This window comes from Microcoleus vaginatus FACHB-2002 (assembly GCF_040004035.1).
Taxonomy (GTDB): Bacteria; Cyanobacteriota; Cyanobacteriia; order Cyanobacteriales; family Microcoleaceae; genus Microcoleus; species Microcoleus vaginatus_C.
The window spans coordinates 181,145-205,030 of the sequence record NZ_JAMPLN010000009.1 but is presented as its reverse complement, the minus strand read 5'-3'; the positions used below and the strand labels follow the sequence as shown (position 1 = coordinate 205,030).

Annotated in this window: 13 protein-coding genes and 3 pseudogenes; 7 read left to right on the top strand and 9 right to left on the bottom strand. The window is 44.6% G+C overall.

The window, feature by feature from the left end; all coding sequences use genetic code 11:
• Positions 1–112 precede the first annotated feature (112 nt).
• Positions 113–1,191: pseudogene (locus tag NDI35_RS10970) on the bottom strand (RNA-guided endonuclease InsQ/TnpB family protein); the annotation flags it as partial.
• A 102-nt stretch (positions 1,192–1,293) separates the two neighbouring features.
• On the opposite strand from NDI35_RS10970, the pseudogene NDI35_RS10965 reads away from it, so the two are divergent.
• Positions 1,294–1,491 (top strand): annotated as a pseudogene (locus tag NDI35_RS10965) (hypothetical protein); the annotation flags it as partial.
• Positions 1,492–1,593: 102 nt separating this feature from the next.
• Here the strand turns inward: NDI35_RS10965 and NDI35_RS10960 are convergent.
• Complete coding sequence (locus NDI35_RS10960; RefSeq protein WP_445312760.1) at positions 1,594–2,751, bottom strand: quinone-dependent dihydroorotate dehydrogenase; 1,158 nt, start codon at positions 2,749–2,751, stop codon at positions 1,594–1,596.
• Between the two features lie 212 nt (positions 2,752–2,963).
• Between NDI35_RS10960 and NDI35_RS10955 the strand changes: the two genes are divergently transcribed.
• Positions 2,964–5,903 carry a sensor histidine kinase gene (locus tag NDI35_RS10955; protein ID WP_445312759.1) on the top strand — a complete coding sequence of 980 codons (2,940 nt, stop codon included), beginning with the start codon at positions 2,964–2,966 and terminating at the stop codon, positions 5,901–5,903.
• Positions 5,904–6,235: 332 nt separating this feature from the next.
• Here NDI35_RS10955 and NDI35_RS10950 read toward each other — a convergent pair whose 3' ends face one another.
• Complete coding sequence (locus tag NDI35_RS10950) at positions 6,236–6,694, bottom strand: ABA4-like family protein (protein WP_445312758.1); 459 nt, start codon at positions 6,692–6,694, stop codon at positions 6,236–6,238.
• Between the two features lie 178 nt (positions 6,695–6,872).
• Here NDI35_RS10950 and NDI35_RS10945 point away from each other — a divergent pair, with 178 nt between their 5' ends.
• Positions 6,873–7,883 (top strand): leucine-rich repeat domain-containing protein, encoded by a 1,011-nt coding sequence (locus NDI35_RS10945; protein WP_445312757.1) that lies wholly within the window; start codon positions 6,873–6,875, stop codon positions 7,881–7,883.
• Positions 7,884–8,266: 383 nt separating this feature from the next.
• On the opposite strand, the gene NDI35_RS10940 is transcribed toward NDI35_RS10945, so the two are convergent.
• A complete protein-coding gene (locus NDI35_RS10940) occupies positions 8,267–9,766 on the bottom strand; it encodes a phytoene desaturase family protein (RefSeq protein WP_445312756.1) in 1,500 nt (499 codons plus the stop codon).
• Positions 9,767–9,836: 70 nt separating this feature from the next.
• On the opposite strand from NDI35_RS10940, the gene NDI35_RS10935 reads away from it, so the two are divergent.
• The 4 genes and pseudogenes from NDI35_RS10935 to NDI35_RS10920 all read left to right on the top strand — a co-directional run.
• Entirely contained in the window at positions 9,837–11,531 is a 1,695-nt protein-coding gene (locus tag NDI35_RS10935) for a hypothetical protein (protein ID WP_445312755.1), read from the top strand.
• Between the two features lie 183 nt (positions 11,532–11,714).
• Entirely contained in the window at positions 11,715–12,710 is a 996-nt protein-coding gene (locus NDI35_RS10930; protein ID WP_445312754.1) for a pentapeptide repeat-containing protein, read from the top strand.
• Between the two features lie 154 nt (positions 12,711–12,864).
• Positions 12,865–14,199 (top strand): serine/threonine protein kinase, encoded by a 1,335-nt coding sequence (locus tag NDI35_RS10925; RefSeq protein WP_445312753.1) that lies wholly within the window; start codon positions 12,865–12,867, stop codon positions 14,197–14,199.
• Between the two features lie 216 nt (positions 14,200–14,415).
• A pseudogene (locus tag NDI35_RS10920) lies at positions 14,416–14,674 on the top strand (transposase); the annotation flags it as partial.
• Between the two features lie 330 nt (positions 14,675–15,004).
• Here NDI35_RS10920 and NDI35_RS10915 read toward each other — a convergent pair.
• The 5 genes from NDI35_RS10915 to trpA form a co-directional block, all read right to left on the bottom strand.
• A complete protein-coding gene (locus NDI35_RS10915; RefSeq protein ID WP_445312752.1) occupies positions 15,005–17,611 on the bottom strand; it encodes a CHAT domain-containing tetratricopeptide repeat protein in 2,607 nt (868 codons plus the stop codon).
• A gap of 677 nt (positions 17,612–18,288) precedes the next feature.
• Positions 18,289–20,700: a sensor histidine kinase gene (locus NDI35_RS10910; RefSeq protein WP_445312768.1), complete on the bottom strand. Its 2,412-nt coding sequence runs from the start codon at positions 20,698–20,700 to the stop codon at positions 18,289–18,291.
• A 252-nt stretch (positions 20,701–20,952) separates the two neighbouring features.
• Positions 20,953–21,162: a hypothetical protein gene (locus NDI35_RS10905; protein WP_445312751.1), complete on the bottom strand. Its 210-nt coding sequence runs from the start codon at positions 21,160–21,162 to the stop codon at positions 20,953–20,955.
• A 692-nt stretch (positions 21,163–21,854) separates the two neighbouring features.
• Positions 21,855–22,502: a DUF6658 family protein gene (locus NDI35_RS10900; RefSeq protein ID WP_445312750.1), complete on the bottom strand. Its 648-nt coding sequence runs from the start codon at positions 22,500–22,502 to the stop codon at positions 21,855–21,857.
• Positions 22,503–22,946: 444 nt separating this feature from the next.
• Positions 22,947–23,744 (bottom strand): tryptophan synthase subunit alpha, encoded by a 798-nt coding sequence (gene trpA, locus NDI35_RS10895; RefSeq protein ID WP_333104691.1) that lies wholly within the window; start codon positions 23,742–23,744, stop codon positions 22,947–22,949.
• Positions 23,745–23,886: the final 142 nt, after the last annotated feature.

Genomic DNA, 23,886 nt, shown 5'->3' with positions numbered 1-23,886 from the left:
TTGTTGGTCTGAGGGTGTCATTTTATTTACCTCATCTTTATTTATTTGAAGATTTTACTAGCTTTTTCATTTTAACTCTTTTTAGACACATTCGCAAAAGTGAGATGCACCCACCTCGCTTGATCCGTTTACCCGTAAACATCGGCTCTTTCTCTGTTTTCCCGTAAACAGGGATTAGGTCAAGACCCAAGAAGTTAGCCTGCGATGTGTAGGATTCTTCTTGTAAAATTACCTTAATCCCAACCAGTCGAGATTTGTATTCCAACATTTCAATTAGTCGAGCATGAGGAATGCTGACAAAGTTTTGATTGGTTTGTTTCCCTAAATTAATCTCAGTCTTCCACTGTTCATTTTTGCCAACTACTAACGTTCCAATTTGTTTCGTCCTTAAAATGTCAACAATTAGGCGACTGGCATGATGTAAGTAGTTATCAATTTTTTGATGGCGACAGCGAGTCAATCGTTGAATGCGAGGTGAAATTTTTCGATTTCCTTTTAATTGGGGTTGTAGCTGTGCCTTGCACTTGTTGTAGAACTGATTAATTGATTTTAATGGTCGCCCGTTAATCAGGAGCGGGGTGAAACCCGGCTAATTTGAAGTTAACGCCACCAAGTTATTCAGTCCTAAATCAATGCTAGCTACAAAATTGTCGTCGCTGGCGGTGGACTCCTGTTCGTCATAAATGACCTCAATTACATACGAATCGCATTTAGGAACTAACCTAACTTGGCAGATCCGATCGGGATTTACCTTGGTTTTAATTGAAAAATCCGTACCCGAAAGTTTAATAATTCCTTTATCAAACAATTTGCTACTAATTGCTTGAATCGTGTAGACCAGAATGTTTCGTCCTTTGATCTTATCTTTGTACTTTGGCAGTTTTGGGCGACAGTAAATTTAGAGTCATCCACTTTGTATGCTTTAACCGCTTCAAAAAACGATTTCCAGTTTTTGTCTAATATCATCAAGATTTGCTGACTGACTTTAGCTGGCAAAGCCTTGTACGCTTCATGAAATTTCATGAATCGATTCATTTCGTTGTAATTGACATAACCCCATCCATAAATAAAGTTCTGACGAATGACGTAATGGGCGGCATTGTAGAGGTTTTTGGATTTAAAGGCTAGTTCGTCAATTTGGGCGAAACGATGTTCCGTGGATTTAATGATGTGCCTCTCTGTTAACTGCATTTGAGATTTCCGTTCTTCAGGCTGTGCGTATTCCTTATTCAACACTCACAATATAATACCCTTATTGTTTATAATTGCTTATAAACTCAATGAAGTTTTACAATACTTCAACCTTTTACCATATTGAACTTAATTCAGCAGGGGCTTACAGTCTTTGCTATTCCTCAATTATCTTTAGGATTTGCTAAACTTCAAGCTATCGTTTATAGGCTGACTTGCTCAATTTTTATATTCCTGTTTTACCCGATTTTCTATTTTTATTCTGCCTCAAGTGACATAAGAGAGTTAATAACTCGTTAGAGTCTGTGCGTAAATCCTGCTGCAATAATTTATTAGACTTCTTCAACAATTCTTGTGGGGCAGGCATCCTGCCTGCCCAAGACTTGCTTTTCACTCGTAGGTCTATTGATTGTCCGAACCTACCGCCTCAGAAATCGAATTAAATCCTTTTTCTTCTAACTTTTGCAGCAAACCTTGGAGAATCCGCCTCACCATCCAAGGCCCTTCGTAAACCCAACCGGTGTAAACTTGAATTAAACTCGCACCGGCGGCTATTTTTTCCCAAGCATCTTCGGCGGTGAAAATGCCACCAACTCCAATTATGGGTAATTCGCCTTTTGTATATTGCCAGATAAATCGGATTACTTCTGTCGATCGCTCTCGCACAGGAAGCCCGCTAATTCCCCCGGCTTCTTCGGCGATTGGTTTGCCTGTTTCTCGCAATATTTGTGTTTTCAATCCATCGCGGCGGATGGTGGTATTTGTGGCGATAATTCCTGCTAGTTGGTAGGTTTTTGCTAAGTCGAGAATTGATACGAGATCCTCCGACTCCAAATCCGGCGCAATCTTGACTAAAATTGGCTTGATTCCCTGATTTTCTTGTTGCAAAATTTCCAAAATTGTGCTTAGCCCAGCAGCATCTTGGAGCGATCGCAACCCAGGCGTATTCGGAGACGAAACGTTCACTACAAAATAGTCGCCCCAATCTTTCAGCAGCTTAAAACTCTCCAAATAGTCGGCTGCGGCTTGCTCTAACGGTGTTACCTTAGATTTACCGAGATTGATGCCCAAGGGGAACGGAGACTGAGGCATGGGGCGCTGGGCATCGAATTTTGACTTCTGTGCTCTCTGAAACCGGGCTGCCATTGCCGCGGCTCCTTGATTGTTAAATCCCATGCGGTTGAGGGCTGCACTGTCCTCCGTCAAGCGAAACAAGCGAGGTTGGGGGTTTCCCGGCTGTGGTTGACAAGTGACAGTTCCGAGTTCGGCAAAGCCAAAGCCAAAATTTGCCCAAATGTCAGCAGCTACGCCGTTTTTATCAAATCCGGCGGCTAAGCCGACAGGATTGTTAAAGCTCAGTCCCCACAAAGATTGTTCGAGGCGAGAATCTTGGACTCCCAAAGATTTCTGCAATCGAGAGAGCATTTGGCGGGTTGCGGGGTTTGACTGGGTTCTGGCTGCGAGTTCGAGAACTTGGAGAGTGCGGTTGTGCAGCCACTCGGCATCGGTTTTCAATACAGAAAACAACAGCGGGCGTACACTTGATTGATAAATATCCAATGATTTGTACTGGGGCAATTTACAAATTAGAAATGAGAAGGGAAATAAAAATATTCACGAGCAGACAGTGAAGGCGAAGTTTTTACTTCAACTTCGATCGACTTTATCCAATGTTTGAGATTGAGGGATAAGTGAGACGATTATATTATAGTTGATTCTTTTGCATTTTAATTTTTTGAATATTTAAGTTAGTAATTTTAAATTAGACAAAGGTGCGGGGAAGCTTGGAAATGGGGCAGCAGCAAAGACCAAAGGATTTAGACGAACAAATCGCGACCCTAGAGCGCGTTCTCCAGACTCTCCGAGAAGAGGAGAATGTTGAAGTGCTACTTTCGACCACACTCGGTTACTTGGAAGCGGAATTTGACTGGCGGTTGATTTGGATCGGGTTGTACGATCGACAGGCCCACAGATTGTTCGGGAAAGGTGGCATGACTCCTAACGGCGACCTGTCTTTTCTCAAACAGCGGTTTGCCCTCAGTCCAGGGGATTTGCTCGAACAAGTGGTGATTCAACTTCGGCCGGTGGGAGTCCCGGACTTGCGATCGGAAAGTAGAGCCGGAGAATGGCGCAAAGCAGCTCAAACTTTCAATATTCAAGGCACGACTCTATTTCCGCTGCGCTACAAAGACCGCTGCTACGGCGTGATTTTGCTCGGCACTGACGTGTGGGGAGCATCGCCAAAGTCGGGGGAAAAAACGCAGTTGGCGATCGTATTTGGAGCGCTGGCAACTGCTCTTTACCAAATAGAAAAAGACTGGCAGCGACAACAAGTTAAACACCCAGATGAGTCTCTTTTAGCGCTGATTTCGCAGTTGGGGGAATTGCGATCGCTCGACCAATACTTGCAAGCGGTGGTCGAACAAACTCATGAATTTATCGAGCCGACACGCACCAATGTTTATTGGTTCGAGCGAGAGCGGCGCTATTTTTGGCGCCGAGTCAGCAACCGCGAAGTTACTCCGGGTTTGGGCGGGCCGGCCCGAGCGGCTTCGGGCATCACCGTCCAAGACTTGGGCGAATTTTATCAGGCTTTGGGCAGGGAAGAAATGGTTTGGATCGGCGAATCTCAAAGTTCTCTGAAAACTGAGCTGACGGGGCGGTTGATGCAGCAAATCCGCGCTCGCTCTCTGTTGGCTGCGCCGATTATTTCAGAAGGGGAATTGTTGGGATTTTTGGCAGTCGAAGCCAGCGAGCCCCGGATTTGGCAAGACAATGAAAAACATTACCTGCGGGGAGTGGCGCAGTTAGTGGCTCTGACGGCTCCGGTGTCGGAGATGGAGGAGAAAATTCAGCAAATTGAGATCGATCGAGATTTAACTGCCGGAATAGCTCACGCCATCTACAGCGATGCTGACTGGGAGGCGACTTTGAAAAATACCGCCGAACAGTTGTGCGATCGGCTCAAATGCGAATACTTTTTGCTGCTGCTGTACGGCGAAGAACAAAATCGCTTTGAAATTGTCTGCCAAAATCTGCCCCGCAACCGCAGGTCAGTACCGTCGCCGCTCAACGCCCTCGATGTGGCTGACGTGGGGCTGCTGCAAGAAAGCGAACCTGTGGCTATTGAAAATTGGGAGGAAGACGGGCGGTTGAGCGCTTGGCGGGAAGTGTTGGGGGAGGCGGGGGTGCGATCGCTTTTGGCATCGACCACGAGGGGGAAAAAGAAAGAGGGAGAAAACCCCAATCTAAAATCGAAAATCGCCAATCGAAAATCGATCGAGGGTTTGCTGGTTGTCGGACACAATGCAACTCGCACTTGGAGGCGATCTGAGCAAGAATTAGTTCGGCTAGTGGGCCAACAGCTAGGATTGATCCTGCACTCCTGGCAGCAGAGTGCGGCAATCGACAAATATCAGCAATTTGAGCGCTCGCTCAAATCGGGTTTGGCGGTTTTGCACCATTCTCCTGATGAGCAATCTGAGCAAGAGATATCTGCTGCTTCACCGACGATGTTCCCAGAGTTGCCGCTACAAAAGCTCGATCGTAACTTTGCTCAACACGTTTCCCAGACAATTTCCTGTCCTTTAGTAGCCGTAATTACTTGGAATCCCGGTCAGGAGGAAGGTTCCATCGTGGCGACGGTAGCTGCCAATCCCGTATTTGCCCTCAATCCCGAGGCGGTGATTCCTGTCCGAACAGATGCCTTGATCCAACAAACCCTGGCAGAAGCGGGCGTGCTGCAACAGAGCACGAGCCAACTGCCGCTGGCGACGAAGCGGTGGCTCCGCAGTCCGGGAATTGGCGAGATTCTGACGGTGGCGCTGCGGACTGCCCCAGAACACGCTCCGGCGGGCATTGTGGTGGCTGCAGACGCTCCGGGCCGCCAGTGGTCGGAGTTGTCGGTGAGTTTACTCAGCTCGATGGCGTCTCAGTTGGCTTGGTGGCGCAGGTATTTGGCGGTGCAATCGGCCGCCGAGTCGCAGCGATTGGATCTGGAGCTGCTCAACTGGTACAAACAGCGCCGTTTTGAGGAGTTTTACCGCACTGTGGGAGCGGGGGTGAAGGAGTTGGGGGAGTTGAGTCAGTCGATTTTCCAGTCAGTGAAGGAACAAAAGGATGCTCTGAAAACTTTGCGCTACCAACAGGTTTTGCGGCAAATTGGCAATGCTTTGGGGTCAACTCATTTGCTGCTGAAACAGGAACATTGGCGGTTGCAATTCGCACAAGATGCGGTGCCTGTGAGCGCTTGGCTGAGGCGATCGCTCGATCGAACGGCCTCCTTGGTCAAACAGTCGCAAGTCTTGCTGGAAGTACACAGAGAAACTGCTGTGTCGATGCCTGCGGGCCAGACTTTGAGCGTTCGCGGGGACAGCATCAAGCTGGATTTGATACTGTGCGAATTGCTGGCGGCGGCTTGCAGGCGCTCTGCTGTTGGCGCCAAGATTGAGATTCGCTCTCAGTTGTTGGGAGAAGATTGGCTAGAATTGTCTGTGAGCGATAGCGGCGCGTGCGATCGACACTTAATTGCTGCCTTCAACGGCGATTCCGAACCCGATATATTAGCCGTTTCTAGTTCCAATAGGTCGATCGTGCAAAATCTCTTAATTTGTCAGCGAGCAGTACGCTTAATGGGGGGAAACTTTTCTATAGAAATGTTAGAAAACAATTTAATCGTGGCTCGTTTAGTGCTGCCCCTAGCCAATTCTTAAAATTCTGTACGGGCGAGTTCACCCTATCTGCAATTCACATACTAGGTACTTATAAACCAGCCCCAACCCAACTTCTAGCGGTAAAGTGCTTCAGGTGAACCCTACATAATTACGTTCTGCGTCCCAGAGTAGATGATTGATATCAACTCCGCTTGTATTAGATCGAGTTCTGTTAGGTCGTAAGATTAAATGAACCGCGAAGACGCCAAGAGCGCGAAGAAAGAACGGCATCTTCTTCTGTCTCTTCCTTCGCGTCCTTTGCGCCTTCGCGGTTTAATCATTCCGATGCAACCGGATGCGATATAACATCCAAGGTATTAAAAACCCTCTGCCTAAACCGATGAAGTAACAGTTTCCGCCGCCTCAGAACTTGGGAAAAACCTTTGAGTAATCCAATCAGTTACAATATGAGAAAGCAATCCCATCGGCCCAGCAAAAAAACACAAAGCCAAAGAATGAATCGTCCAAACTCCTGTCCGCTGTCCTTCCAAATAAATCCAGCGCCCGACAAACAAGTCCATCACTAAAAAATGTATCCATCCCGTAGCAGCCGCCGTTTCTTCCCCCAGAAACTTAGCAATATCTGCTAACTTAGGATTCGACAAAGCAGCCGCATTTTCCGCAGTCAGACTGCTACCAAACAAATATATGTACAAAACGGCTAGCACGGCAAACGGAATAAAAGAATTCATCACTTTTCGGGTAATTCCCCAGTTTGGTAATAAAATCATAATTGCCCAGAAAGGCACAACGAACAGATTACCGACATTAAAAATTAGTTCTGGTGTCATAGTTGGCTCTTGGCTCCTGCGAATGCAATGCAATTAAGGATGTTAAGATTACTTTACACAATTTTTGCTGAAATTTCTCAAAATCCGAAAAAAATCTCATTCACAACTGAAATAGAATTGCTATACTTATCTAAAATTTCAAATCTCGCATCTAAAATCGATTAAAGCAGCACAGCCCATGACAAATTATAATAACTTTTCCGAGTGGTGCAAGCAAAAAGATAATCTATCGCCCGGCGCTAAACATACGGTAGAAATACTGTTGCAAATATCAGACACTTCCGAGTGCGATCGAGCCAACGAACTGCTTTCTAATACAACAGAACTTAACCTCAAAAATCTTCAAATTACCGATATCAGTCCCCTCTCATCTTTCACTCAACTTACTAATCTTATTCTCGGCAGCAATCGAATATCTGACCTGGCCCCCCTGCAATCTTTAACCAATCTGAAAACTTTGATTATGGATGTTAATCAAATATCAGAGATCAGCCCGCTTTCATCTCTAATAAATCTGACCCAACTCGTTCTCGATACCAATCAAATCTCAGATATCAGTTCCCTAGCAGGTCTAACTAATCTTACCGCACTTGTCTTGTTTGACAACAAAATTTCCGACATCACTCCGGTGAAAAACTTAACTAACTTAAATGCGCTGATTCTCTACAACAATCAAATTTCCGATATCGCTCCTCTGGAAAATTTAACTAAACTCCAGACACTCTACCTTTACAATAATAAAATATCGGATATCACCCCGCTGGCTTCCTTAAAAAATCTGACTACGCTGTTGCTCTTCGGAAATGAAATATCTGACATTACTCCGTTGGCTTCGCTAACTAACTTAAATAAATTGGTTTTATTCCAAAATCAAATATCAGATATTAGTCCTTTGAGATCGCTAACTAATTTAATTGAACTCAACCTCGGCAACAATCAAATATCAGACATCAGTCCGCTGAAATCGTTAACTAATTTGACTGAACTTTATCTGTTCAACAATCCGATTTCTGATACCAGCGCGCTACAAGCTTTAAATAATTTATTTTTGCTAGACTTGTACAACAATCAAATCTCTGATATCAGTTCCCTGCAATCTTTGCAAAAGTTAACTAACTTGGACTTGCGCCGGAATCCCATTGTTAATAAAATTTGCCCTGTCAATCCTGAATCTATATGTCGGTTTTAATTAATTATTAAGGTCGAGGCAAGATTGCAGTTTATAGAGTATAATGTTTAACGTCAATATCAGGAGAAAGTGATGAGCGGACACGATGCTTTGATGTTAGGATTGCTGCTGTTGCCAGGTTTGGCTTTGTCGATCGCAATTATGGGCGCTTTTGCCGCTGGTGGATAATCAGTTTTGGCAGCAGGCAGATTTTGTAAAAAGTAGTTTTTTCCTCGTTTTCCTCGTTCCCAGGAAGAGCCTGGGAACGCATTTCACTCTTGCTATGACTCCTGTTTTTTTGCAAGCGAGGCTCGGACTCTGGAGCTCGGTTCCCAGCCAGCGCCTGGGAAGCAGTTAATTTTCCTTCTTCCTTCTTCCTTCTTCCTTCTTCCTTCTTCCATAACTTACAAAAATTGTGCTGTCACATCCGAATTTACCAAAGTATTCGCGCACAAAATACCCGATGCTGCGACGGCGGGGACGCCAATTCCCGGCATGGTGCTGTCTCCCACGCGATACAAGCCTTTGACTGGTGTTTGCGGCCCGGGAAATGTGCCTTTTCCGGCGGCGATTGCAGGCCCGTAAGTTCCTTGATATCGGCGCAAAAATCGGGCGTGGGTTAGCGGTGTGCCGATCGACTCAAAGACTATTCGCGATCGCAAATCCGGTATAATTTTTTCTAAAGCTTGAAACAGAGATTGCGATCGCTCTTGCTTTTTCTGGGGATACAATTCCCCATATTCCCAACCTTCGTAAGGTTCCAATGTATAAGCGTGAACGGCGTGATGTCCGGGCGGCGCGAGAGTTGCATCCCAGACTGTAGGAATCGAAATCATGCAAGTATTTCCGGGTACTGTAATGTCAATCTTGCTGTCGTGAACGACGACGTGGTGGCCAGTCAAACCTTCGAGCCCTTCGGCTTTAATTCCTAAATGCAGGTGCATGAAACTGTCTACTGCTGGCATCGACAAAGCGCTTTTTCGGTAGCTTTCCGGCAAATCTTCAGGTCGCAGTAACTTTGTATAAGTATCCCAGACGGTGGCATTGGAAATGACAATTGGGGCGCGGATAACTTCGCCATTTTTCAAGCGAACGCCGGTGGTTTTGCCCGCTTCAACTAATATTTGCTCGACGGGAGATCCCAGGCGCAACTTTCCTCCCCAGCGCTGCAAACCTCTCACTAAAGCATCGACGATCGCACCGCTGCCACCTACAGGATATTCGATCGCACAGCGCGATCGTTCGCCAATCATAAAAGCTATTTCCGGCGCGACAGTTCCGTGCGCTTTCAAACCCGACAGCAAAAAGCACTCCAAATCGATCAAACGCCGCACCCAAGGGTCACGCACGTCCCGATCCATCAAGGAACCTGCTGAACCCGCGATCGCACCTACTAGCGGCAACAGCTTCAGCAAAGCAGGCGAGTACCGAGACAGCAAAACAGGTATTAACTGCCAGTCGGATCTCAGCGCTAAAGCCGGAATTCCACGCAAAGCTTCATACAAAACTAATAAGTTTTGTTGAAATTGCTGCAATTCTACAGCACCTTGCGGTGCGAACTTAGCTACAGCATCTAAGTAACTTCTCGCATCAGCATAAATCGGCAAACTTCCCTCTGGAAAATGGTAATGCCCCAGCGGATCGTAGGAAATTGCTGCGATCGATTCCTCCAAAACATCAAAAACTTGCCGCAAAGGATTGAACGACCGGGGGTCAGTCAAACCGCAATAAAAAGAAGGCCCCGAATCAAAGTGAAATCCCCGGCGTGAAAAGCTGTGAGCTGCCCCGCCCGCTATGATGTGGCTCTCGCAGACGAGCACCCGCTTGCCGTAGCGAGCTAGCATCGAGCCGGCGACTAAGCCCCCAATACCGCTGCCAATGACGATCGCATCAAAGTCTTGCATTGATCAAATGTGGTATAATTGTATTATTTCTTGCTGAGTGCTGACAGGGTATTTTTATGGGAGGAAAACTATGAAAGCTTTATCTATTTTAGATGAAGTTGTTCGCGAATTAGAACAAGACGTGAATCTCTCGCGCATTAAAAAAATAATATTTTTTGCTTGTAAAGAGTCCTGGGAAAACGATCCGGCCCAACTCGCCAGCGCAGATGTAAGGCTTTTAATTGAAGAGCTGTGCGCCAAATACAGCAGGTTAGAAGATATTGAAGCAGTTTTAAATAATATAGTCTCTAAGGTTAATAAAAAAACCGAGTATGCTTTAGTAGCAGACCTCATAGTCTGTCAACTTAGCAGGCTGTATGAATTTGAAGATTTCACCAAATTAGAAATAAACATATCTAGTTTTGGCGGTCAGGAAGCTCCCGCATTTGAAGATCACTTTAGTTCGGAAATACCCAGCAGCAGCGAAGAAAGTGCAAGGAACCCCGGCAAATTATTTGATGTCCGACAAAAAATTTTGCAGCAAACAAATCCGCTGAGGGCGAAAATCCTAATTTTTTCTACTCTTTATCACCCGTTTACTTTTAGCGATCGCGACTGGCTACTGCTGAAAACTCAAGAACTTGACAATCTACTGCGACAACTGTTTAATGTCTGTGGCAGCCTAGCCGAACTCGAATCTCGATTGTACACAACTGCTAGCAATCTCGACAACAGAGATGAAAACGACCAAGCTGCGAGCGTAATCATCAAAGCGATGAATCCTTGTTACGCAAAAATGCAACAGGAAGAACCGGATGAAGCCGAATCTTCCGCTAGCGAAGATTACGATCAGACGCATTTAAACAACAGTGTTTATGAAGAGAGCAAGCTGGTGGACAGGCGCACCGATTATTTTGATCCAGGCGAGATTACTCACATCCTTCAAGCTGCTCCTGCTCACTATCATTATGACCCCCAAAAGAGTTACTTAGTCCCGGACACGGCAGAAACTGTACAGTTTAAAGAAGCCGAAACCAGCAATAATTATGCTACCGATTTCAGACAGGAAATGGTAGAAACATTCCCAGTTGCAGAAATGGCGACTATTATCGAAACTTTAGAACCGGCAGCTCCTGTTATTATAAATATTAGCGATTCCATCAAACGCAAGTTGGAATTGGAAGAAGAAATGACAGAATTAGTCAGTCAAAGTGCTAACTCCGCAACGGCGCAAATAGAAAATATATTCACCAAGTTAGAAGCTGCTTTGAACGGAAAATTTTCTACGGGAAGTGCAGAGGAGCGTTTGTACTGGAAATATAAAAATCTCAGAGAGTATGTAGGAAAAGTTCAGAAGTTTACCGATAAATTGCTGGAAATTTTGATCGAATTGGAGTCAAAAGAAAGCGGTAAATATCCTTCTGAAATCACCGAAGGCCTGGATGACAATATTTTAGACATACCGCAGGAAAACTCTAGCCATAAAGCAAATCAGTATCAGCTTCTGGAAATGGCAAAGCAAGGCAAACCAAAGGCGATCGCCCAATTGATTAATCAATTGCTACAGCCTAAAGGAATTGCTGCTACAGCGGGATTTAAAGACGGTTGGCTCCATGTAATTTTGGAGTCGGCTGAAGTACCAAACCAACAGGCTACAGCTACATACATCCACAAAAAACTGTGTACTTTAAAATCCAAATATCTTACTCATGTGAAAATTCACGGGCGACAGTTAGGTAGTAAAACAGTCTTTTGGACTCAAGAATTTGTCAATCAAATTCATTAAATGCCCCGACTCAAGTCTGGGGTAACACAAACTAAGTCGGCCTGCGTCAACTGAAATTCAAGAAATTTCATCAAATTTCTCAGACTCAAGTCTGGGGCTACAAAAACTAAGTCCGCCTGCGCGAACAGAAATTTAAGCAGTCTAGAAATAGCAGATTGTACCTAATTAACAACAAAAACAAATATGAATGCCAGCGAAATTTTAAGGCGATATACATCAGGAGAACTAGATTTTCAAGGTATGAATCTCCGAGGCGTATACCTGAGCGGTGCCGATTTAATTGGCGTCAATTTAAGCAGTGCTGACCTCTGGGGTGCAAACTTAGCGATGTCGTACCTGAGCCGAATTAACCTTCAGCGCGCAAATTTAACTAATGCAAAGTTGTGCGGTGCTAACTTAAATCAAGCAAACTTGAGCGGAGCAAATTTGTCCGATGCAGACTTCCACGGAGCGACTTTGCAAGGTGCAGACTTTCGCAAAGCCAACATCTCTTTGGCAGTTTTTATTGATGCAAATTTGAGCGATGCAGATATGCGAGGTGTGAATTTGCAAGGTGCAGATTTGCGCGGTGCGTGCTTGCGGGGTGCAAATTTGCGGAAGGAGCTGCGGATTTTTGAGGGTGCAAATTTGCGGGGTGCAAATTTGCAAGGTGCAGATTTGCGGGGCGTCAATTTGCAAGGTGCAGATTTGACTAAAGCTAATCTCAGTCACGCTAATTTGACTGAAGCATTTCTGGGAGAAGCAAATCTGACTCAGGCGAATTTGAGCGAAGCTATTTTAGATGGTGTATTTTTGACTGAAGCAACTTTGGTAGAAACAAATTTTTCCTGGGCTGTAATGGCTAATGCTAAGTTGGAAAGAGCTGTGTTACTTGATGCTGAATTGGCTGGCGCTAATTTGCGCGGTGCATTTATGACTGATGTAAAGTTGAGCAATGCTAATTTAATCATGGCTGACTTGAGTCGAGCTAATTTGGTGCGGGCTGATTTGAGTCGAGCTAATTTTAATCAGGCAAATTTGAGTGAAGCTGATATGACTGATGCTTACCTGGCTAGAACAGATTTGCGGGAGGCAATTTTGCACCGCACAACTTTGATTAGGGCAGATTTGAGCACTGCTAATTTATCAGGTGCTCAGTGGCGCGGTACAATTATGCCGAATGGAGAAATGCACGGGTAATTACTTATAGTAGCAATTTAAGGCGGTCACCAAAAGATTTAATCTTCGACCCCGTGATTTAACAATTATGAGGAAAAATAAGCTGGGTAGGAGAGCCGTCCTTAATTTAATAGTTAAGGCCATTTTGTAGAATTCAAAACAGGAGGGCAATGCTGTGTTAGATACAGGAAAAATTTTACAAGAACGTTATCAATTGCAACAGCGTTTAGGACGCACAGCGGCCGGTCATCAAACTTGGCTAGCAGTAGATTTAGAGTCTCAAGAACAGGTGACGCTGAAAATGTTAGCTTTTAGCCCGGAAATGCACTGGGAAGAACTCAAGCTTTTTGAAAGAGAAGCACAAGTTTTGCAGGCGCTAAATCATCCCCGCATTCCTTGCTATCGAGATTATTTTTCCCTAGAGCGGGAAGCCGGAGCAGGATTGCCTTGGTTTGGATTAGTGCAAGATTATATTCCGGGATTTTCACTTCAGGAATTATTAGAAAATGGTCAGGGTTTTTCAGAAAAAAAAGTACGAAAAATTGCCACTGAAGTGCTGGAAATTTTAATTTATTTGCATGAATTAAGCCCCCCAGTTTTGCACCGAGATATTAAGCCGAGTAATTTAATTTGGGGGGAAGATCAGCACGTGTATCTAGTAGATTTTGGTGCGGTACAAGCTCAAGCGGCGGTGACAGGTGTAACGTTTACAGTGGTAGGAACGAGTGGCTATGCACCCTTAGAACAGTTTTGGGGGCGGGCGGTGGTGGCTTCGGATTTGTATGCTTTGGGAGCTACTTTAATTCATTTGTTAACGGGGGTGACTCCTGCGGATTTGCCACAGAAAGATTCTCGGATTCAGTTTAGCGATCGCGTGAGTGTGAGTCCTAGTTTGGTAAGCTGGATTGAGAAGATGACGGAAATCGCCTTAGAAAAGCGTTTCAGCAAGGCTAGAGAGGCTTTAGCAGCTTTGAAATCGGGAAAAATACCAGGGGCTAATCTTCAAATTCCGACTGTTTGGAAAATTGCTAAACCACCTCACTGTCGCATTCAAGTTAGCAAATCAGCGACGGAGTTAAACATTAAAATTCCCTCTAGTTTAGTCAGAAAGCCTTTTTCAGTTGCTGTTAGAGGAATATTATTTTTACTGCTACTGGGGCCAATGATTTTAGTATTTTCTCTAACAGTAAATTTACCTATTGGATTAGGATTGTTTACGATTCTAGCAAGTATCTTAGGTAAGATGTTGGGCAAGGGTAATAAAATTACATTTAACCGGAACTACTTTAAACTGGAACATCAGATATTTGGTTGGAGTTATTTACAACAAACTGGCGAAATTTCGGAAATTTTGGGTACTTTTATATATAGCATGGTTGAGGGAAATCAAATCAGGATTCGTTCAAGTAACGATAGGGGAACTTACTTTTATCTTTTAGCAACAAATTTGAAAGAGGTTGAGGCGGCTTGGTTAGCGCAAGAAATTCAAGATTGGTTAAATTTAAGATAAATTTTTGTAGGGCGAAGCCTTGGTGATTAATTTTTTTGTATAATAGACATCTCGCAAATAAAAATGGGTGACGCACTCACTTATAGGGGGTCTAAAATAGAATTTTACGAAACAAACACACATTAGTCAGCTTCAGGAATCAATTGATCGGTATCCATGGGAAACTTGAAGGTTGCTAGGTAAGCTGCTGCTCACCTAGATTGTAGAGAGCCTAGCGAAAAATTTAGCGAGTCGCGAATGAAGATTGTGATTATTATAGATAATGCAACTTTTCATAAAAAGAAAGATATTTTTCTGAAAATCTCAGCCGAAATGCTCCATATTCTCTTAGAGTTTTTAGCAGCTTATAGCCCCGATTATAATTTAATTGAAACGATTTGGCATTCACCAAAAGAATATATTACTCCTCGACTCTTTGAATCTGTAGAACACTTAGAAGAATTGCTGTTTAAATAAATTATTAAATTTAGGATAACTTATGATTAAATGGAACAGAAAAATCTAAAATAAAGGTAATGCTGTTTGTATTTTAGCTGCGTACCAGCTTACTCACCGCCAGGAGACGGCACTGCCCTGTTCCTACAATTAATCCGGGTTGAGAAATGGCACTGCCGTGTCCTCTATATCATTCCGGTGCAACCGGAAACGATATTACCTTACGGCCTACTGTATAGCCTTTCTCAAAAAGATGAGGTATGAATGACAGCTTATATAACCACTGAAACTAAGAGGGCTGAAGCCCAACTACGTACCTCATCTTTCTGAGAACCGCTATATGTGCCAGTTATTTAAGTCCTAAAAGCTATTACTCTGCTTCACCAATCAGGGTAAATGCAGCCCAATCTCTGGGATCGGGATGGTTTTTCATAGTGATTAGCATTGCTTGCCGCAAGGCTTGAGCTTTATTGGGATTTTGCTGCAACTGGCGATAGAATTCTGCCATTAATTCAGCGGTGCGACCGTCGGGAACGTACCATAGAGAGGCAAGGATGCTGGGAACGCCAGCAGTAATTAATGAGCGAGATAAGCCAATAACACCATCACCCGTTAGTTTTCCTCTGCCAGTATTGCAAGCACTTAAAACGACTAATTCGGCATTTAATTTTAAATCTAGGATTTCGCTGGAAGTGAGCCAGCCGTCATCATTCCCCGAGGGAGCCAGGGCGATCGCTCCTGGTATATCTTGCCTTTTAACTTCCTTGAATAAACCATGAGTCGCTAGATGAATAATCCGAGCATTTGACATTTGTTGAATAATAGCTGTTTTCGTGGCTTGAGGGCCGATCAGTGCTTGAGTGTTGAGAAGTTTGGCAATGATTTGGGCTTCCTCCTCGCTGCCAGGCAGTGGTAGTAATTGCTGGGGGGGGTTGCCGATTTTTGGCATGGTGGGATTGCCGACAACCAGAAAATTTTGGGGAGAAACTTGCCGGACTTTTTGCCTTGCTTGGCGGGTTAGTTGCAAGACTTGAATGGCGGGAGCAATGGCGATGGTATGTTTTTCAACGAGGTATTGACCTTGGGCATTTTGTAGGCTCGCAAAGGGAGCTAAAAAGAGAGATTGATGGGGAATGAAGATTACGGGTGCATTGGGATTGGTCGGTAAAATATCTGCGATGGGTTCAATTAGTAATTGATAAAGTTGTTGTAATTTTGGGTTGGCGGTTTGGGAATTAGCAGGGGTTGAGTTGGGGCGATTTGTTGCTGCTTGATAGGAGAGATTATTTTCCGATGTACCCAGAGCATCGCGAGTGCCGCGAATCATGTCTGCAAAGACTGTATCTTGTTCGCTCAATCCTCTGCCAGTAGCAGCAGCGACTCTGGTGCTTTCGGTAGCTTGTCCGAGATTAATGTTGAGGGATTTGAGGTCAACAGAGCGAAAAGTAATTTCGCCAGTGGGCTTGATTACCCAAATATAGAGAGCTTCATTCCAGATAGTTGAATACTCGACAATGGTGGCGTTTTGTTCTTTAGCAATTTGTTGAATTTCCTGGATGTTGGGCGGGTTGATGGTGATTTGACTAGAGGCTGAGGGGGCGAGGCGACCAGCTAATAACTCTACAAATGCTCTAGCTCTTCCCCGTTCAGCAATTTCTAATGCTTCCTGAGTTTTATTTTGAGCAATAAGCACTTTTTGTAAGTTGAGATATGGGTCTATTTGCGTATCAAAGATTGACACTTTATTGGCATCGTCTAAGCCAGCTCGGAGAGATTCTGAAATTTGAATGCTATCTAGTAAGGTTTTCTCGGCTGCTGACGGATTACCTTTTAGATAAAGTACAAAGCCTAAATTATTGAGTGCATATCTCTCACTTTGGCGGTCTTGAATTTCTCGGGCGATCGCCAATTGGTGCTGGGTGTACTCAATGGCTTTGGCATAATCCCCAAGCTTCATGTAAGCATCTCCCAAAACTCCCAAAGCTCTTCCCTCACTTTGGCGGTCTTTAATGGAGCGGGCGATTACCAAGAGCTGCTGAATGTACTCAATGGCTTTGCCGTAGTCGCCAAGGAACAAGTAAACATTTCCTAAATTTCCCAAAGCTGCACCTTCATTTCGGCGGTCTTTAATGGAGCGGGCGATCGCTAAGAGCTGTTGAATGTACTCAATGGCTTTGGCATAATCCCCAAGCTTCATGTAAGCAAATCCCAAATTTCCCAAAGCTGCACCCTCATTTCGGCGATCTTTAATGGAGCGGGTGATCGCCAACTGCTGCTGAATGTAGTCAATGGCTTTGCCGTAGTCGCCAAGGTTAAGGTAAGTAGCTCCCAAATTTCCCAAAGCTCTTCCCTCACTTTGGCGGTCTTTAATGGAGCGGGCGATCGCTAACTGCTGTTGAATGTACTCAATGGCTTTGCTATAGTTACTGAGGCTAAGGTAAGCAGCTCCCAAATTTCCTAAAGCTTTGCCCTCACTTTGGCGATCTTGAATTTCGCGGGCGATCACTAAGTGTTGCTGCTGGTACTCAATGGCTTTAGCGTAGTTGCCAAGGTTAAGGTAAGTAGCTCCCAAATTTCCTAAAGCTTTGCCCTCACTTTGGCGGTCTTTAATTTCGCGGGCGATCGCTAAATGTTGCTGCTGGTACTCAATGGCTTTAGCATAGTAGCCGAGGTAAGAGTAAGCAGTTCCCAAATGTCCCAAAGCTTTGCCCTCACCTTGGCGGTCTTTAATTTCTCGGTAAATAATCAGCGCCTGTTGGCAAGACTCCATAGCCACTTCCAATTGACTCATCTGCAATTGCTGGAAACCTTGCTCTAACAATCTGTCAGCTTCCGTTTTCCGGTCTACAAGGTTCTGAGTCAAAACTTGAAAAGCAGGAATTTTGCCTTGAGCACTAAGGATGAAAGGAAATTCGCCGCCACTCAGCACGGCTAGAAGTGAGAAGAGTAACGTCGAGCCAATGGTTTGCAGTTTCATCGCTTTTACTTCCTCCGTCAGATACAGCACCTGAGCCAATATAGCGGTTATCAACCGCATGAGGTACACTCAGTAAAATTCATTAACCGGAACTTACCCCCTGCGGGGGTACTTCCGTCGGCTGAAAGCATTGATGTATATAAGATATAGGCATTTCAGAACGAAAAAAAAGTAGTCATGTATGAGTGGCGGTCGCCAAAAAATTTGGTAAAATAGGTTTCAAGACTGAGATCGGCCCAAATCCCCGCCACATAAAGGTTTCAACGGTTTGTAGTCATGTAAGGATTTTCCTTGATGTTGGAAAGTCTTATCCGGTAATGCTTTCAGTCGGAAGTACCCCGATTCGCGGGGTAAGTTCCGATTAACGTTTTGGGCTCGCACACAGCAATCCTCTTTCATGAGGGCGAGCAACTCATAACGTTTTAAGGTAGCTCAAAGCTTCGTTCAAAAACTAGCCCATTCCCTAGGAAGAAGTAAAAACTCTAGGTTCCCTTTCTACCGATGGCGGATTTTCCTTAAAGTTGGTTGGAAAAATTGATGTGATTGAACAACTGCTTGATTAAAAAAACGATGCTACTTTAAAAGAGTTAGGCCAAGGCTTTCAAAAAAAGACCCCAATCAAAGTCAGTATATTTTATTACGCGATCGCCCAAAAAACATTGAATTTTAATTCAAATTTATCCCTTCACCGGCAAAACGATCGCAAACTCAGTGCCAACTCCAGGCTCGCCATTCACCTCGATGCTTCCGCCATGTTTCTCTACCGCAATCTGGTGCACAATTGCCAACCCCAATCCAGTTCCTTTGCCGACACCTTTCGTCGTGAACAAATGGTCGAATATCTGCTGTTTAACTTCCTCTTTTATCCCAGTGCCGTTATCAGCAATTTTAATTTTAATGTACCCTTCGCCGACTATATCCGTGCCAATCGTGATGCGGTTGGGATTGGCGGTAATTTCGCTAAAACTGCGTCCTATATTTGACTCTTCTAAGGCATCGATCGCATTGGCAAGCAGGTTCATGAAAACTTGATTCAATTGACCGGGAAAACATTCGATTTTAGGGAGATTGCCGTATTTAGTGATCACTTCGATCTGCGGGCGGTGTTCGTTTCCTTTGAGGCGGTGTTTCAAAATTAAAATAGCGCTATCAATGCCTTCGTGAATATTAAAAGGAACTTTGTAGTCTTTGTCGCCTCGGGAGAAGGTACGCAAACTGTTGCTGATGCTGCAAATGCGTTCGCACCCGAGTTGCATTGAATCAATCATCTTCGGTAAATCTTCCAAAAGATAATCGAGGTCTATCTCTTCGGCGTGGTCGGCTATTTCCGATTGGGATGCAGCGGAGCGATACAATTCTAAGTGTTCGATAACATCTTCCAAACTTCTTTTACCTTCGCTTAAATTGCCAGAAATAAACCCAATCGGATTGTTAATCTCGTGGGCGACTCCGGCGACTAAATTACCCAATGCCGACATTTTCTCATTTTGCACGATTTGCAGTTGTGCTTGTTGTAAATTTTTTAAAGTTCGTTCTAGCTGTTGATTTTGCTCTTGCAAAAGTTCGGCTGCTCGCTTGCGCTCAGTGGCATCAACACCCAAACCAATAATCCCGATTGTCTCGCCCTGGGAATTTTTTAACTGCACTTTCGTGATTTCTAAATCGTGTAGTTTGCCATCAACAAGTCTGAGAATTTCGCTGGAGTAATGCGGCAAATCTTGAGCAAGGCAGGCGGCATCGGAAACCAGACAGCCCGCTGCATTCTCCCCCAGTATATCTTTATAATGATCGGCAGCTAGGAAATCACTCAGAGGCACACCCACATCTTGAGAAAATGTCTTGTTCAAAAACTGTACTTTACCACTGGGATTCACCATCCAAATCCAAATCGGAGCGACATCAAGAATCGCTTGGAGCATTTTCTTCTGATCGGCAAGCTGAGCTTCGGTTCGGCTAATTTTTACTAGCGATCGCTCTAATTGTTGGTTGTAATCCTGATATTTTTTATATAGCAGAGCATTTTGCAAACAGATGGCTGCCTGGGAACACAGGAGATTGAGAAGTTGCAGGCGATCGCGGGTAAAAACTCTTGCGGTTAAGCGATTTTCCAGATACAAAATGCCGACTAAGTTGCCTCGATCGAGAATCGGCCAACACAACAGGCTCTGCGGTTGGTATTTGAGGATGTAGGAGTCGGAATCCCAATCACGTTGTTGAGCGAGATCCCGAACAATCACAGGTTTCAATAAATTTTTAACGCAGTCAACAATTTTGAGGGGCAAGATATCGCTGTTTTCATCGAGTGTTGCCGATGATAAGTCGATCGCCCACTCGAGTCCCGAATTGTCGAGCGCGCTGGTAGCCGCGATTTCCCATTGATTGCCGTTTGGCAAAATCAGCGCTCCTTTGTCAGCTCCTGTATTTTTCATCGCCAGTTGCATCAGTTTGGCAATCAGTCGATCGAGTTCTCTTTCACTAGAGAGCGCTTGACAAGCTTTTAACAGTGTGGAAAAATTCCCGAAATCTGAGACGCTCGCCGAAACAGACGGATGAATGGATGGATGAATGGATGGATGAAGCGATTGATTTTGCCCAGCAGGTGTTGGAAAATTTGCTAATGGATTTGCAGGGAGTTTTGCGGGTTCTAAAATCGGTTTTAATAATTGAGGATAACGTTTTTCTAAGTCGTCTATTTTGGCTCTATCTCCCCAGCGGACATAGCAATCATAGGCATCTATCATGTAGAGTCGGGCAATTTTTTCTCTTCCCAATGACAGGTAAAACTTAGCAGCGAGTTCGCCGGCAAGAGCTTCTTCATTGACATATTCGTTAGCTTTAGCTCCGGTAATAGCTCGATCGTACAGTTCCATTGCTTCTGCTGTCTGTCCCAAAACGCCCAGCAATTCTGCCTCAACCAGATCGAACTTGTGTTGGTAATTGATCGGCGTATGGTGCGCGAATTCTTTGAGTTTTTTCTGACTAGCCCCAACGCGCTTAAGGATTTGTTGGCGCTCCGCCGGTGCGGCATCTGCATAGATTGCCAAATCTGCCAGCGCATCATAAAAGTCGTGCATCATCGTTACTAGCATCAAAACACAATTCCTAAGATAAGGTTTGCCTCCATTTCCCCTGTCGATTGGCGGCGGATTACGGCGCGAATACATCCCGAATCCGTGGCCTCTTTTTGCTAAAATTTATACACCTCCATGTGGCAGATAACAGTTAAGATTAATTGAAAGATTGGAAGGTTTAATGTATTTGTAAATAACCGACCTGCGTTCGAGTTCGTCGAGAATGTCTGTGCGGTTGAGGACTATTTCTACCCATCCAATTAACGGTCGCTAATGCAACTTTTTGGGATTTTGGCAGCACCGCGTCCCGGAAATCCTCAGCCACAACGACGTAGGTTTGAGAATTTTAACGGCAGTTTGTCGGTCTTTCTCGCGCACGAACCGATCGATAGCCGAGCGACAATCTGTGTACAATTGCGCGATCGAGCGATATCCCGGCATTACCGCAGTCAAATCTACTACATCTACTTTTGCGTCCATATCGGCTGACCTCAACTCCGACATTAGCTTGACAAAACTTAGTGTATCTATCTTAGGGCATAACCCGCATAATTTTTGATCACCCGATCGAAAATTCCAATTATCTGTTAATGAACAACATTTTATACTTTGGCGATCGCGATTAAAGCTTTTTACTTACGTATAAGTTTTTGCTGTTAATCTCAAATGCGATTCAATGAACGCGAAATACCGTATAAACACCGCACTCTCCTGTCTAGAAAAATACAATGGGTAATTAATTCAATTTAATATAGCTCGATCGCCCAAATTTCCGCGAAGCCGGTCAAAAAGTTACTACCTTAAAAAGTCCAAATACAATCTATAGAAATTATAAAGAATCCGTCGTTAAAGCAGTAGCATCCCAGTCCCCCCTAGAAAAGGACAGGGCATTGGGATTGTGGTGAAACCCCCCTGCACTCTACTTCCGGCCTAATAGCCCTCCCAGGGGTAATGCTTCAATCTAAAATCTAAAATCTAAAATCTAAAATCGATTGACTTTACCTAGATTCCGACAGGGGTTTTAACCCCTGTCGGAACCTAGCTTCCCGAGAAGGAAACAGCGTTATTTGAGATTAGTCGATCGCGTCTGCCGCTGTTTCTGCCACTCGTTGAGTTATGTCAATATCTCGATTCACTTTCTAGCGAACCTTTTCCCAAGTATCTTCAGCGTTCTATCTTGCATCTCGCGCTGCATCATTGATATTTTCTTGGCCGCCACTGGTACCATATCTCAGAGACTCCGTACCCTCTGCTGCTCTTTCTTTGGCTCCCTGCGTGGCTTCTTTAACAATATCTTTTGCTCCCTTCAAGCCTTCGCGAGTGTTTTCTTTAAGATTAGCAAAGCCTTGTTTGGTTTTGTCGCCAAAGTCATCAGCTTTGCGCTGGGCGGTGCTAGCATCTTCCTTCACCTTGTTCCCAATTTGACCGAGTTTGTCAGGGGCGTCGTCCGCTACCCGCCGCACGTTTTCGCCTACATTGTTGCTAGATTTGGTGTCAATGCGGTGCTGCGCTTCCTCTTTTAGAAGCTGAGCTTTTGCTTCTTGTGTTGTAAGCTTTTTGTTTCTGGGATCGACATCGCTGTAGTCGTTCATGCCGCCTTTGAATTCGGAAGTTACAGCCCCTGAAGGCACTTCTTCTCTAATTTGGTCTGCAGTTTTTCCTATGCTCGCATCAGCTTTTCCTGCCATTACATCAGTTTTTCCTGCCGTCACATCAGGGCGGCTGCAGGCCGTACTCACTAATACTAAAATGCCAGCCAGAAACACTGTTAAAATTTGTACAGCTCGAATTTTTTTCACAAATGCAGTTAGTCTCTTCATAAAAATGCTCCTTTCTATTGTGATAGGCTCAAATGCCTGGTGGTTCTGTATATGGTTAGCATTACAAAATTAGGCACTTAAACACTTTTTTAGTTTACGAAGAGAAACAGGAGCTTTTCATCTATCTCAAGTTAGATTTCTCAAGTTATAGTACAAGGAAGAAGGAAGAACGAATGGACAATCCTCAATCTTCTACCAATTATTAAAAATCTCAGCACCCCGCGCCCGACACGGCAATGTCCTTTCCCTATAGGGCTGTTTGGTTCTCCGTGCCCGCAGTATATTGAAATGTTTTGCATTTTCGGCTCAAAAAAAACCTTCTAGTCAGGAACTAGAAGGAAGGTGGTGTATGATCTCAAGTACAACAAGGTCTTTAATCGCAATTGTGGCGACACATCGCGCTCGCACACATCTGTCTAATGGCTGAAAGTATCTGTACAGTTGCTAAGCATTTTGAATCGCTGTTTTTAAACTCTTGCAGAATTCGCCTATCGCCTCTAAACCCTGTTCTGGAGTTCCTTCAGCCAAGCGTTTGACAAAAGCACTGCCAACAATCGCAGCATCTGCACCCCATTCTTTCACTTGGCGAGCGTGTTCGGGTTTCGATATACCAAACCCGACACCGATGGGTTTGTCGGTGACGGCGCGAAGTTCTTGCAGCAACTCTTTTGCTCTCGTTTCTAAGCCTTCGCGCACTCCCGTAACCCCCGTCACGCTGACTAAGTAAATAAATCCTTGAGACTGACGGGCGATCGCTTCTATGCGACTTTTGGGGCTTGTCGGAGCAACTAATAATGTTAGTTCAATCCCTAATTTGTTGGCAGGTTGGATGAGACTGTCTGCTTCTTCTAAGGGCAAGTCTGGTACAACCAATCCCTGAACTCCAGCACTTTTGATTTGCTGCAAGAACGTTTCTATACCTCGGTACAAAATCGGGTTGTAGTATGTGAAGAGAATGATGGGCGATCGCAAATTCGGACTAACTTTCGCTACCATTTCCAGCACCGAATCTAATCGCGTTCCCCGCTGTAGAGCCCTTGTAGCAGCGGCTTGAATCACCGGCCCGTCAGCTAGCGGGTCAGAATAGGGAACGCCAAGCTCGATCGCGTCTGCACCGTTATCATCCAAAATTTGCAGTGCTTTAGCCGTTGTCTCCAAGTCTGGGTCGCCAGCAGTAATAAAAGGAATCAATGCACATTGGTGGTTCTTGCGTAACGTTTCAAAACAATTAGAAATAGTCATTAGTTATTAGTCATCAGTCATTGGTCATCAGTCATTAGTCATTGGTCATTAGTCAGCCGTCATTAGTCATTAGTCAGCAATCATTACTTGGCGGTCTATATTCATCTTCCTTAGCTTTTAGTCGGCAGTCATTATTTCACCG

Coding starts and splice junctions, on each gene's coding strand:
- NDI35_RS10950 (WP_445312758.1), bottom strand. CDS start 6,694: ATGACACCAGAACTAATTTTTAATGTCGGTAATCTGTTCGTTGTGCCT.
- NDI35_RS10945 (WP_445312757.1), top strand. CDS start 6,873: ATGACAAATTATAATAACTTTTCCGAGTGGTGCAAGCAAAAAGATAAT.
- NDI35_RS10940 (WP_445312756.1), bottom strand. CDS start 9,766: ATGCAAGACTTTGATGCGATCGTCATTGGCAGCGGTATTGGGGGCTTA.
- NDI35_RS10935 (WP_445312755.1), top strand. CDS start 9,837: ATGAAAGCTTTATCTATTTTAGATGAAGTTGTTCGCGAATTAGAACAA.
- NDI35_RS10930 (WP_445312754.1), top strand. CDS start 11,715: ATGAATGCCAGCGAAATTTTAAGGCGATATACATCAGGAGAACTAGAT.
- NDI35_RS10915 (WP_445312752.1), bottom strand. CDS start 17,611: ATGAAACTGCAAACCATTGGCTCGACGTTACTCTTCTCACTTCTAGCC.
- NDI35_RS10910 (WP_445312768.1), bottom strand. CDS start 20,700: ATGCTAGTAACGATGATGCACGACTTTTATGATGCGCTGGCAGATTTG.
- NDI35_RS10905 (WP_445312751.1), bottom strand. CDS start 21,162: ATGGACGCAAAAGTAGATGTAGTAGATTTGACTGCGGTAATGCCGGGA.
- NDI35_RS10900 (WP_445312750.1), bottom strand. CDS start 22,502: ATGAAGAGACTAACTGCATTTGTGAAAAAAATTCGAGCTGTACAAATT.
- trpA (WP_333104691.1), bottom strand. CDS start 23,744: ATGACTATTTCTAATTGTTTTGAAACGTTACGCAAGAACCACCAATGT.